The organism is Bradyrhizobium sp. UFLA05-108 (assembly GCF_059803455.1).
The window spans coordinates 66878-78927 of sequence record NZ_JBANAZ010000045.1; the positions used below are offsets into that span (position 1 = coordinate 66878).

Consider the following 12050-nt stretch of genomic DNA (forward strand, 5'->3'; position numbering starts at 1 on the left):
CGACCTACGCCGCCTCGCGCGGCCTATGGTCGTCATCCGGCGTTGATTCGATAGGGGGCAACTGCGATCAATCCCATTGATTCCGTCGTCGTCCGGCGAGGTATTACCAAGCCGGCGGATAGCTAGGCCCGCGGCCCCGGCGACCATGAGGGCTCTGGCAGGCCTCACTCCCGCGAAGCCGTGCAAACGCCGACCTTATTAAGCGGCACCGCTCGGGACAGCTCGGGAATAAACTTGCTAGATGTTGACCCGCGAGAGGGACTTGTTGGACCGCCATGGATCCGCGAGGCCGAGCTATCCGATCTAATCAAGTTGAGTCCGAAATCGAGAACTCCTGCAGGCGATCGTCTGCCGTTGCCTCGCCGATAAGAGAAAAGGTATCTCATGCTACCGGCCGAAGCTCGCCGAATAATCGACTTTCACAACTGCAGACTACGCAAAGGCGCGCCACACGGGCGCCAACGCGAGATTGAAACACGCCCTTTGGCGCGCCTCACGCGCACAGCGAGATTTTGTGTCGATGCGCTTTGCCATGAAAGCTTACTTGCCTCCTCTGGACGATGCGTCGTCGGGCTTGAGGTGCCGCTTTCGAATATTGTAACTGACGAGCCAGATCACGCCGACGGCAATCGGCACGAAGGCCGCGGTCACGGACGCGGGCTCTACATGCAGTCCGACATCCTGCGCGCCCTTGGCGAGATAGGCAAACAGGCTGACCACATAGTATCCGATCGCCCCAACTGACAAGCCTTCGACCGTGGACTGCAGCCGAAGTTGCTGTCTCGTACGCTCGTTGATCGAGTGCAACAGATCGCGATTCTGTTGCTCGATTTCGACGTCGACGCGCGTTCGCAAGAGATCGGCAGCGCGAGCCAGCTTGTCCGATAGATTGGCCTGACGCTCTTCCATGGTCGCACAGGTTCGTATCGCAGGCGCCATACGACGTCCCAGGAAGGACGACCATGTCGGATAGTCCGCGACGTCCTTGCCTTCAACAATCGACAGGCGCGATTGCACCAGCTCATTATATGCTCTGCTGGCACCGAAACGGGTCAGACTTCCGGCGACGTCCCGTTCGAAGGATACGGCTAACGCCGTCAGTTCCTCAAGTAGATGGTTGTTGACTTTCAGCCCTTCGGCACCCTGCATCTCCTCGAGCACTTCGACGAGACGGCGATCGATGCGATCGACCGACGGCGCCAGCTCTAGCGCGGTCGACAGACCAAGCAGCGCTAGCGAGCGGTAGGTTTCGATTTCTAGAAGACGTTGCACTAGCGCGCCGAGATCGTGCGGCGTCAAGCCTAGATCGTAGACTAGAATTCTCGTGAAACCTTTGTCGTCAGCGCGAAAGTCCGAGGCCACAACGCCTGCTCCGCCTTTGACGTTCACCATCGCCAGGCTACTTTTGTCAAAAATCTGCTCGGCGCGCTCGGTCGGACAAGTCCCCCGCTCTGCCTCTAACTTGATCGCGGCGAGCAATTCTCCAGTCTGCGATAGTGCGCGGATCAGTGATTGAACGCTTCTAGGGATGTCACCAAATTCACGAACGGCTGAACTGTTCGCGGTACTCCATATCCATGTGAAAGTCGCAAATTCCGAATGCTGCTCCCACCTTAGCACCACTGGCCCGAACCCGATCTGATGATGTTTCGCGGACGGCTCCGGCGGGGGTACCTTGTGCTCCCGACAGAAATCGACAAACCGGCGGCGATCGCCTGCGGCATCGTCCCCCTTTGCTAGAAACACGAAGCGGACCATGCCGAGAGACGAAACGAGACCCGTAAACGGGCGCGCATGCACTTCGCCGAGCACAGCCTCCCGCTCAGGGTGCAGCTTGAACGACGCCAAATCCAATTGATTGACCATCGAGATCTCCAGAGTCCGCATCACCGCGGTCGGCACGACCGGCGCCAGAAACCGGGTGCGCCCGCGCGCAAGCGCCACCGGTGTTCGCCAGCAGTGAAGCCGCCACCACACGGTCGTTTTGGCGGATCGAGACTCAAATGCGCCTCCGTTGCGCAGGCCGCGGCATTTCGCATTTGTGCAGTGCAGGATTTGGGCCAGTGAAATACAGACGAACACGCGTGTGACCTTTGCGGGCCAACGCAACGTCTGGCGACCGTGAATTAATGAGATCGCACGTTCAGCGTCGGACAGCCACACGCGGGATGTTTTGGAGCTGTGTCACCCAAGCAATCGGTCGAAGAGCTGAACACGGTCACGACCATCTTGATGTCTTAAAGGTCACGCGGAATATGAGCGCCGTGCACCTACGCCGACCTAAGTATCTCTTCCATATGATGTTCGCAGAATTGCGTCACGATCGTCAACTTGCTGAACCAGCGAGTTAGCGGCTTCGCCGACGACCATCGGCAAGCGCACTGCATCACCAGCAGAAACGCACAAATCCTGTGGTAGACAGTCAACATCGGGATTACCAGGTGCCTCACTCACATCGCTCAACGCGCTGCGCTTCACGCGGATTTGTCGTATGGCGATTCAGGACCGTAAACCTTCAGGGTCGACAAGCTTACCTCACCAGGAGGATAAGGTCAGCGAGATCTTGCTAAAGCTGGATTTCGGAGCGGACGGCGATAACTTCACTTGCCGAGAAACTCTGTGAACTTCAGCTCAAATCGACCCACTCCGGTAGGCTTTGTTGTGAACTTGACGGTCTTCTCCGCAAGACTCTCCAAGGTACCGGATGCGAACTTAAATGTCGTCTTACCGTACGCTTCGAGCCCCACGACTTTGCCGTCCTCCATGACAATGTCGCCGATGCCGTCCAGGAGTTGCTCAGCTGCAAAGCCGTCGGTCGAGCGATGAAGTCCGAAAGACGCCAAATAGGTTCCCTCCTCATTATCAGACTCAGCGATGGATATCATGGTCGCGATAGCGTCCTTGAATAGCCCATCCACGCCGCGACACGTATACTGAAAGCTGACGATGTCGTGTTCATTGCGATCACCCACCGGCTCTCGAGCTGTGGCGACGATATTGCAGTCGTAGCGGCCGATTGTGTCCGCGAGCGCAGCTCCGCTCATCCCAATCAAGCCGAATACGGAACATAGTATGGTGACAAGAAAGCGCTGTGTCATCTGGTTACCGCTTCTGGAACGAATTTTAGCCGCTACGTACAACCTGACGCAACGTCCGATTCAAGCCCTCTTCGGAGAGGCTCATCTCCTCGCATTTGACGACTCGGCGGCTCGCATCTGGAGGTTATCGCGAAGGCGTCGATGGTCTCGACGCAAGATGACTCGGACGCTAGATCCTTACAAACCGGCCCTCGGACGGGGGCGCCTGCGGTCGCTTCAGCCCAAGTTCGGCATACTGCTTGCTTCGTGAGGCACACAATCAGCAGATCATATGGAGGGGGTCGGCGCGTCTGCGGGCTCACTATCGGCCCCTCGCTCAAGTTTCCCAGATCAATTAGCAAGGAGGCGGCGTGAAACCGCGTATTCGGGCGGCTGCAGCAGCTGTCGCCCTGGCTCATAGTCTCGGACGCCTTGTCACCAGGGTGTACGAATACGAGACCCACGCCTATAGGATCAGCGTCTCCGTAAGGGACAATAGGGTTTGGGGATATGACTACATCGGCCATTGTTATGTCAGTGGCGAGTTAGCGAACGTACACCACCACGGTGAGGGATCGCATTTCGCGCTCATGCCGAACGGCTCCGGCGCGTACAGCGGCTTTGATCACGACACGTCATCCTGCTTTTCGGTAACAAATAAGCGTCGCGAAGCTCGCATATTCGACTACAAGGAAGATTCGTACTTCGCATACAGGGTTTGACGATGTGGGGCGGCACGCCTGATTATTCGTGCGCCGGACACATGCCACATGGTCGTAGCTTGGTACTCAGTGCCAGACGGATAGCCTACTGCGTTGCGCCTTCCTTGCGAAAGGCGACAGCTAACGAACGCGAACGCCACAACGGTATGGCTTGCAGCATATGCGCGCGCTGGCATGGCGAACGCCATCTCGAGGGCGTTGAGGAGCCCCCGAAATCAGGGGCTCTGGTCATAGGCCAGCGCTCTTTGATGTGGCTGAAACGGACGGCTCCAGACCAATCAGGTGCGAGATCCTAAAAGTGAGAGGAAAGCTAGCCGCCACTAAGGCATCGAAAGCAGAACACTCTTCGGATAAACGTTGTTCGAGATATTGTCGCTCACGATCACCTGGATGATTTTCAAGTAAACGGCGATAGCGGTGAATGCGGTTACGATGACTGCGCATGGCGGCAAACTCCTCCTCGATCATCGTCGTCACACCTTTATCCTTGCGTACTTCGTTCGATGAAAAGAAAAAGGCTATTCGCGAGATACGTAGCGCCTGCGTTCGTTACGCGTCGCTCGTCCGCTCGACGCAGGTAAGATTAGCCCAGTGGGACCTACCGTCACCCGCTGCCGAACAATCGCGGAACCAGTTTGAGTTGATAAAAAGCGGCAGACCAAAGCTTCACCGCTTTCGGCCCCAGGCGTGGAAAATGCGTGGCAACCCGACGGTTGTGTCGGGCCGAACGAGAAACGCTTCGAGTTCACTCTCGATGGCGCCGATCTCCTGGATGCTGGTGAGCCCCAACTTCATCAGCGCATCGCGAATTGCCACGAAAGTCAGCAATGGGACTCGTTTGACGTCACCATTGCGCCCGCATGGCTGAGTCATTGAGGAGTGAACGTCAGAGAAGCCAGCCGCTTCCAGGAGACGGACGAGACTGCGGCCGATCAAGGGATCTCCGCCCCGCCTCCGCACCGCCGCAATGAAGAGTTCGCCCTTGCGCCGAAATGCAGCTGACGGTGGATCGCAGAACTCGCCGTCACAATCGATATCCTGTACGACGATCATGCCTCCAGGTCGGAGTGCCGCGTAAGCTTGTTTCAGCGCCTCTCCAGGATCGACGAGATGGGTGAGCACGAACCGCACGCTCACCAAGGACACGCCGCGTACTGGCCAATGACGTGCGACATTTGAGCAGCAGAATTCGACATTGGGGATGCCGCGCCGCCTCGCCTCTCCTCGCGCCATGACGATTTTGTCCTCGTCGAAGTCCAAACCGATGACATGACCGGCTCGGCCAACCCTCTTTGCCAATTCGAAAGCTACATCGCCGCCGCCGCAGCCTGCATCGACGGCTATGCACCCCTCGAGCGGTTCAGATTGATCGAGCAGTAACCGTGTTGGCTCAGCCAGCACGCGGGCGATCACTGCAAGTCGCGCCAGCCCTGCTTCTCCTCCCTTCAGCACGTAGGGGGCGAGATGTTCGGTCTTCATCTAGGTCCTATGCGGTTGAAATGGGTCTACTCTGATCGTGCGCAGGTTCCCTCGGCCCTTCCCATTCGCCCGGAGGCCCGATCATTCTCTCGTCATAGCCGGGCAGTCCCCGGAAGCACCTCGAGAGCGCGGGGAACTTCGCTTGCTGGAAATCGCCAAGCACGCCTCGGCGTTTTGACTTAGCCAAATTTGAACAGCACGCCGTAGCCACCTCGCGGATAGCTCCATTCAATATCGCCGTTCTCCTCGCAGATGATCCGGCAAGTTCCGCATTCGATGCAGCCATCGACGGTAATCTCAACTTGGCGCTGTTCGTTAAGGTCGTAGCAGCGTGCTGGGCAGGCCTTGAGCATTGACAGGAGCTGCGGCGATGGCTTGGCATGCGGCCGCACCTTGATGTGGGGTCGGCCGGTATCAACGAGATAGCGGTTGTAGAATAGTTTGTCCTCGACACGCATGGATAGCTCGATCGACATCATTTGGTCTCCGTCGTTGACACTGTCGTTTTCGTTCACCGCCACGCGCGCACGAGGTGAAAGGCGTCGCCGAACAGACCTCTCCGCGAACGCGCCTTGGTGAACGACTTGACTGCAAGTTTCTCCTTTTCGACCTTAGGCGTACCGTCGACACGCAGAAAGTTTTGCATAGCCTTGGAGACCAGCTGCGGATAGGTCAGGAAGAAGTTTTGCGATCGGGTGTGCATCAACGCTGGCATATCCTTGTACTTCCTTAGATCCTTGATCACGAAGGATTCATCGAGCATCGTCTTGTATAGCGCCAGATTCTGCGGGATCATCGGTTGATTCCGTGACTTGATCTGAAGGATCGCTTCCGCCGCAATCCGACCGGAGGTCATCGCAAGATTAGATCCTTCGCGATGAATTGTGTTGTTAAGCTGCGCGGCGTCGCCGACCACGACCCACCCCTTGCCGTAGAGTTGCGGGATCGCCTTGAAGCCGCCCTCGGGGATCAGATGGGCGGAATATTCCTTCACCTCAGAACCTTCTATCAGCGGCGCGACTGAAGGATGCCGCTTAAAATGATCGAGCAGGCCATAAGGCGTCTCGCCGGTGCGCTGGAAGTCGGCGACCAGGCAGCCGATACCCAGCGAGATACACTCCTTGTTGGCATAGATGAATCCCATGCCGGTCATGCCACGAGAAATCGTGCCAACGGCCTCGATCACCGCGCCTTCGTCGCCCTTGAGATTGAAGCGCGCCTCAATTGTCTCTCGCGGCAGGAAGTGCATTTCCTTGACTGCGAGCGCGACCTTTTCGGGCTTCGGCCGCTCGCGCAGGCCCGCGCGTGTACCGAGCATGCCGTTGACGCCCTCCGCCAGCACCACGACGTCGGCATGGATCTCGCCGTCGCGACGATCGGTCCGCACGCCAATGACATTGCCTTGTGCATCTTGAGCAAGCTCCGTGACCGTCGTTTCGCATAGTACCGTGGCGCCCGCTTCACGAACCTTTTGCGAGAACCATTTGTCGAACTGAGCGCGGATGATGGTGTAGCGATTCGGCTTCTCCTCATTGAAGTCCTCGGAGCGGTAGTGCAAACCAGTGTGAGAGCGGTCGTCCATCATCCAGAAGCGCTGTTCGACCAAGTGTCGCTCAAGCGGAGCATCATCCCGGAAATCGGGGATCAGCTTTTCCAGCATGTCGGCATACAGAATCGCACCCTGCACGTTCTTCGAGCCAGAATACTCACCGCGTTCGAGTTGCAGCACCTTCATGCCACGCTGCGCCATGGTAAGCGCTGCCGCATTGCCGGCCATGCCCGCGCCAACGACGATGGCATCGAATTTTTCTTCGATCATGATCGTGCTCCTTTAACCTGCAATCCGGCCGCGGGAATGCGGCGACAGCCGTGCGCGGAACGCGGCGGTGAGCGGCGGCAACAGATCGATGGCATCGGTAACTATCCCTATATGGGCAAAGTCGAAGATCGGAGCATTCTTGTCCGTGTTGATAGCGACGATAAGGTCGGAACCCTCGACGCCGACACGGTGCTGGATCGCGCCCGAAATGCCGGCCGCAACATAGAGTTTCGGCCGAATCGTCTTGCCGGTCTGGCCGATCTGGCGATCGGAGGTGACCCAGCCCTTCTGCACCAGCGGTCGAGAACTGCCGTATTCGGCCCCAAGTACTGTCGCGAGTTGGTGCACCAGTTGAAAATTCTCCGGTGATCCGAGCCCAAGCCCCCCCGCAACGACCACGTCAGCATAAGCGAGATTCGATTTTGCTGAGTTACGGTCCGGCAGGAAGGAGAGAACCTTTGTGACGATGTCGTGTTCGACGAGGCCGAGTGGATGGGTGATGATCCGGCCGACGGGGCGCGCGACGCGCTTTGGCATCGGCATTACACGGGGGCGGACCGTTGCCATCTGCGGGCGGTAGTTCAGTGTATAGATCGTGCAGAGCAAAGAGCCGCCGAAGGTCGGTCGCGTCGCAGCGAGCGATCCGTCGGCATCGACATCGAGCTCTGTGCAATCGGCGGTAAGTCCCGTAAGCAGCGTAGTCGCAACCGAGCCCGCGAGATCGCGGCCGAGCGTAGTGGCCCCCAACAGCAGGATCTCCGGCTTGTAGGTGTTAACGACATCGGTCAGCGCCTTGGTGTAAGATTCGTTGCGGTAGTCGGCCAAAAGATTGTGGGCAACCATGTACACGAGGTTGGCGCCATAGCAGAAGGACTGAGCAGCCGCCTGCTGGGTCGCCTCGCCTTCCGGACCGATGATGACTGCGGCGAGATCGACCTTGAGCTTGTCGGCGAGCTTGCGGCCGGCCCCCATGAGCTCCCAGGACACGGGGTGCACAACTCCGCGTTCCTGCTCGACGAAGACCCAGACATGCTTGTAGGCCTTAAAGCGCTCAGGCAACTCCTTCTTGGTCGCGGCGCGGCCAGAGGCGGCGGCCGGAGCGCGAGTTTTTGGCGTAGTACTCATGGTATTGATTTCCTTGCTTTGCTAGCCGTGCGCCAGCGTCGCGAGATCGGCTTCCAGGTTCTGCTCACGCTCGAGGGGCGCCGCTCTAATCGCCTCGGCCGGTGCTCGCCGAACTTCGATTAGTCCTACCTTGTTGCGCTGGGCCGGCCCAACGAGGCGTTTGGCGCAGGCTGCGAGCCGCGGAGGCCGCATTCCAGAGGCACAAATAGGTCTAGGCGGTTGGTCGTATTCCTTCGAGGGATTATGGCGTTGCTCACAGGATGCACTTGACTCTGCGCGGAAACGGGAACTTGCTCGATGCAGTCGTCGATGTGCATGCGCTTCTCCAAGGCTTGGCTGCGAATGGAGACAGCAAGTGTCGTACCAACTGTGCGCGCGATCGAATTTTAGCGTCAGTACAGAGGTTTACGACAACTGTGGCATGACCTTCGTCTGACTGCGACAGCGCAGCCGACATGGCTGCCGCGACACGCGTCGGAATTCGAACAGAGGCGCTAGGTCCACCCTTTTGGTCATCCCACAGATCGACATCTGTCACGGGAAGGAATGTTAGCCCGACGTCGTAAATCGCACCTTCATGACCACAAAGCTCTCCGAGTAAATCCCGAATCTACGCTTCCTGGCGGGACGATGACGAACAGGACCGAACCTTAAAGCCGGGTAAAGTGAAGTGATGTCACTTCAAGTCAAGTTGCACGAACGTTGGCGCCTTCTTCGACTGTGGTGCGACGGCGTCCTTCAGGACCTTGAATACGCGTTGGTCGATAGGAGAGGAGGCAACGAAGTCCGCATATGCTCGTTCCAGCACCGCTCTACACCGTTCCGCGACCGCTACATCGGTTGCAGCGCTCAAGTCTTCGCCTGCGAGATACTGTCCCATGCGCTGCAGGATGTGAAGCCTGGCCACGTTGAGGATTTTGGAATCGTACTTGACGCCGAGCAGGTCGAAGAGTTCCTCGGCCGCGGCTGTCTTTTTTAATTGCGAAAGGATTCCGTCAGTCATTAGTCGTCTCCATCTGCCATGGCGCAATGTTGGGCAAGGCCCGGCCTGCTTCTCGTCCCGGTGAGGTTGGCATGCCGCCTTAACGACCTGTTCGATGCAGAGATGGCGGCTGTTCGGGACATGCTGGCCTCACATTCCGTCAAGCCGGGAGTGCTCACGGACCTCGCGCCAGATCGCCATCACAGTCTCGCGCGCGACACCGCCCTTGTGCTCGACGGCATGCTTGCGCACGCGGGCAAGGATCGCCCGGCTCTCCTCGGCGCTGACCGACAGCTGCAATTCGGACAGCAGCGCGTTGATAGCGGCGAGCCCTGAATGCTTACCAATCACAAAGCGATTAGAGCGACCAAGCAGCCGCGGATCGAGCGCTTGATAGCTGCGCTGGTCCTTCAAGAGGTGTGTATAAGAGACAGCCCATAGAGCTGCTTGAGCGCGACAGCGATCTCCTCCAGAGGCGCATTGCCCGCGCGCTCGCCGAGGCCAATCACGGTGACAGATGCGTGCGTTGCGCCGGCCTTGATTGCAGCGAGCGTGTTAGCGGTCGCGAGGCCAAGATCGTCGTGACCGTGGAATTCGATCTCGAGGTCGGTGGTGGCACGCAGCGCCGCCACCAACGCAAAGGCTGCATCGGGATCCAGCACGCTGAGCGTATCGGCGACGCGAAAGCGCCGGGCGCCGGCGCCTTTTGCGGTGGTGATCAGCTCAACCAGAAAGTTGACGTCGGCGCGCGAGGAGTCTTCCCCTCCAACCGTGACATCGAGCCCCCTATCTCGAGCATAGCCGACGACCCGCTTCACCTGCTCGAGCGCGGCGACCCGGCCGCTGCCGAGCTTGGCAGCTATCTGCACGTCGGAGCATGGGATCGAAACATTGACCATTGAGACGCCGGATTCGATTGCCGCGTCGACATCGGAAGATTTCATCCGGCACCAGCCGATGATCGAGGCTGCCAGGCCGGCTTCGACAATAGCGCGGATCGCGCTGACTTCTTCATGGCCCATCGCCGGCGTACCGGCTTCGATCTCCGTGATCCCGGCCTTTGAGAGCGCCGACGCAATTGATACCTTTTCCGCTGTTGTAAAAGCCACGCCGGGAGCTTGCTCGCCGTCGCGTAACGTGGTGTCGTTCAGGACTATCTGCCTCATATGCGACTTGCCAGACAGATCTGTTCCACCGAAGGTCATGCGCGCGTTCCGCCTTTCCAGCTAAATCTGAGCAACAGCTGTGCCAGCGCGATGAATGACGCAGACCGCTTAGATTGAGGCGCTTCTGCGCCGCGACTGAAATTGTCGCAAATACGACGATGTCGCAGATCTGACATGTCAGGCGTCGACTAACCTACGGCGGATGTGGACGATGATGTCGATGCGGGAAATCTCGTGGTCCGGCACGGTCTCTGGCATCTGCGCGAGCACGAGCTTTTCGGGGATATCCATCAAAATGTCTTCGCCGACGAGATAGAAATGCGCATGTGTCCTGGTATCAGTGTCAAAGAATGTCCTTGAGCTGTCGGGCTTGATCCGGCGCAACAAGCCAACTTGTGTGAACCGGTTGAGTGTGTTGTATACGGTCGCAATCGAGAGTTTAATGTTGGCTGCGATCGCCTCGTTGAATAGTATCTCAGCGGTGACGTGCCGGTCGCTGCTTGCGAAGAGTAACTGAGCCAACAGCACGCGCCGGCGCGTCGCGCGCAGGCCTGCGTCAAGCAACCGTCGCATGCACACTGCAGCGGAATTTTCGGCAAAGCCGTCGCACGAGGCTTCGGAGAGCGCTGCTTCTGGGGCATCTGTGAGACGGTTGGCGGAGCGCGCGAGCATTGTCGATTACTCACGTCTGCGGATTATCAACGGCTTCGACATGACCGCCGCCCCCGCGCAAATGGTCGCGGCGGCGGCCCGCCATTCGGCTCTCGCCGCTCTCCTCACCGAAACAGAGGTAGAAGTCGTTGCATTGCGTACACACAGGCGTCGTGCACATCAAGAGTCCTTCGTTTTCGCACAACGTGCGATAGAAGAAGCGCTTCCAGCGCATATTCTTGGTGTTCCGAATCGCCAGCGGCGCGAAATGGCGCGTCAGCAAGCGCGTCAACTCAGTCCGTTCACGTAATCCGAGGTCCTCCCATAAATGGTTCGGCTCCATCACACGCCGCGCGATCATGGCCGCCAACCAGCGACTGATCTTACCCTTGGTCGATCGCTGTCCGAGCAGGAGATCGCGGACCAAGATCATCTCCTCGTCACAGATCGAACCGGACTTTTCCATCGAGATGATGGCCCGCGCGGGCACGGATGGGAAACATTGCATCAGGAGTTCATTGAGCTCCTCCGCGGTCAGGCCCGCACGTTCGGAAAGCGGGCCGCCATCCATCACGGCGGCACAAAGAACTGAGGCGAGCACATGCCGGTCAAAATTGTCGTTATCCTTTATGTCGGCGTCTGCTGGATCGCAGCCAGTAAGGAGGCGGTAGAGTTCAATTCCGGCATGCCGTCTGTCAGCAGGGGTTTCCCGCGATAGAGTTGACATCGCATCGATTGGATCGGCTCGCGCTGCAATCACGGACAACTCCATCGGTTGGATCTTGTCAATTATGATGCCGGCCCTTTGAAGGCCGGTACGAAGGGCTACGCCGACAGCGCGGCGAGCTCGGAAGCAGTCTTGCCGACCTGACTTTCGTCGATCGGCTTCATGATACCGTGCTCCATCAGCATGTCCTCAAGCTCGTCCATGCTGATCGGGGTCGGGATGATTCCCTTGCCGCCATTGTTATGGATCTTGGTCGCGAGATTGCGATAGTGGTCCGCCTGCTTGGAGTCCGGCGCATATTC

At 58.4% G+C, this 12050-nt stretch carries 10 protein-coding genes and 2 pseudogenes; all 12 read right to left on the reverse strand.

Annotated elements, in window-relative coordinates:
* Positions 1-540: 540 nt before the first annotated feature.
* Positions 541-1866, reverse strand: a complete 1326-nt coding sequence (locus tag SO140_RS28880; RefSeq protein WP_498540532.1) for a DUF3422 family protein — start codon at positions 1864-1866, stop codon at positions 541-543.
* A gap of 734 nt (positions 1867-2600) precedes the next feature.
* Positions 2601-3098 carry a hypothetical protein gene (locus tag SO140_RS28885; RefSeq protein ID WP_498543505.1) on the reverse strand — a complete coding sequence of 166 codons (498 nt, stop codon included), beginning with the start codon at positions 3096-3098 and terminating at the stop codon, positions 2601-2603.
* Between the two features lie 929 nt (positions 3099-4027).
* On the reverse strand, positions 4028-4276 hold the full coding sequence (locus SO140_RS28890; protein WP_498543506.1) for a hypothetical protein: 249 nt from the start codon (positions 4274-4276) through the stop codon (positions 4028-4030).
* Positions 4277-4465: 189 nt separating this feature from the next.
* Entirely contained in the window at positions 4466-5278 is an 813-nt protein-coding gene (locus SO140_RS28895; protein ID WP_498543507.1) for a class I SAM-dependent methyltransferase, read from the reverse strand.
* Positions 5279-5457: 179 nt separating this feature from the next.
* Positions 5458-5754 carry a ferredoxin family protein gene (locus SO140_RS28900; protein WP_458196615.1) on the reverse strand — a complete coding sequence of 99 codons (297 nt, stop codon included), beginning with the start codon at positions 5752-5754 and terminating at the stop codon, positions 5458-5460.
* A 35-nt stretch (positions 5755-5789) separates the two neighbouring features.
* On the reverse strand, positions 5790-7097 hold the full coding sequence (locus SO140_RS28905; protein WP_449383632.1) for an FAD-dependent monooxygenase: 1308 nt from the start codon (positions 7095-7097) through the stop codon (positions 5790-5792).
* Between the two features lie 12 nt (positions 7098-7109).
* On the reverse strand, positions 7110-8222 hold the full coding sequence (locus SO140_RS28910; RefSeq protein ID WP_449383633.1) for an electron transfer flavoprotein subunit alpha/FixB family protein: 1113 nt from the start codon (positions 8220-8222) through the stop codon (positions 7110-7112).
* A gap of 676 nt (positions 8223-8898) precedes the next feature.
* Entirely contained in the window at positions 8899-9225 is a 327-nt protein-coding gene (nifW, locus tag SO140_RS28915; protein WP_498543508.1) for a nitrogenase stabilizing/protective protein NifW, read from the reverse strand.
* 129 nt (positions 9226-9354) lie between these two features.
* Positions 9355-10370, reverse strand: a pseudogene (locus tag SO140_RS28920) (hydroxymethylglutaryl-CoA lyase-like TIM-barrel protein).
* Between the two features lie 177 nt (positions 10371-10547).
* Positions 10548-11042, reverse strand: coding sequence for an iron response transcriptional regulator IrrA (irrA, locus tag SO140_RS28925; RefSeq protein WP_498543509.1), 495 nt, complete (start codon positions 11040-11042; stop codon positions 10548-10550).
* Between the two features lie 10 nt (positions 11043-11052).
* Positions 11053-11793 (reverse strand): nitrogen fixation protein NifQ, encoded by a 741-nt coding sequence (locus tag SO140_RS28930; RefSeq protein ID WP_498543510.1) that lies wholly within the window; start codon positions 11791-11793, stop codon positions 11053-11055.
* Between the two features lie 53 nt (positions 11794-11846).
* A pseudogene (nifH, locus tag SO140_RS28935) lies at positions 11847-12050 on the reverse strand (nitrogenase reductase); the annotation flags it as partial.

What these genes read in the sequence shown, in the direction of transcription:
- SO140_RS28895 (WP_498543507.1), bottom strand. Translation starts at nt 5,278, where the DNA reads ATGAAGACCGAACATCTCGCCCCCTACGTGCTGAAGGGAGGAGAAGCA.
- SO140_RS28905 (WP_449383632.1), bottom strand. Translation starts at nt 7,097, where the DNA reads ATGATCGAAGAAAAATTCGATGCCATCGTCGTTGGCGCGGGCATGGCC.
- SO140_RS28910 (WP_449383633.1), bottom strand. Translation starts at nt 8,222, where the DNA reads ATGAGTACTACGCCAAAAACTCGCGCTCCGGCCGCCGCCTCTGGCCGC.
- SO140_RS28930 (WP_498543510.1), bottom strand. Translation starts at nt 11,793, where the DNA reads ATGGAGTTGTCCGTGATTGCAGCGCGAGCCGATCCAATCGATGCGATG.
- SO140_RS28900 (WP_458196615.1), bottom strand. Translation starts at nt 5,754, where the DNA reads ATGTCGATCGAGCTATCCATGCGTGTCGAGGACAAACTATTCTACAAC.
- SO140_RS28880 (WP_498540532.1), bottom strand. Translation starts at nt 1,866, where the DNA reads ATGGTCAATCAATTGGATTTGGCGTCGTTCAAGCTGCACCCTGAGCGG.
- nifW (WP_498543508.1), bottom strand. Translation starts at nt 9,225, where the DNA reads ATGACTGACGGAATCCTTTCGCAATTAAAAAAGACAGCCGCGGCCGAG.
- SO140_RS28885 (WP_498543505.1), bottom strand. Translation starts at nt 3,098, where the DNA reads ATGACACAGCGCTTTCTTGTCACCATACTATGTTCCGTATTCGGCTTG.
- irrA (WP_498543509.1), bottom strand. Translation starts at nt 11,042, where the DNA reads ATGCTCGCGCGCTCCGCCAACCGTCTCACAGATGCCCCAGAAGCAGCG.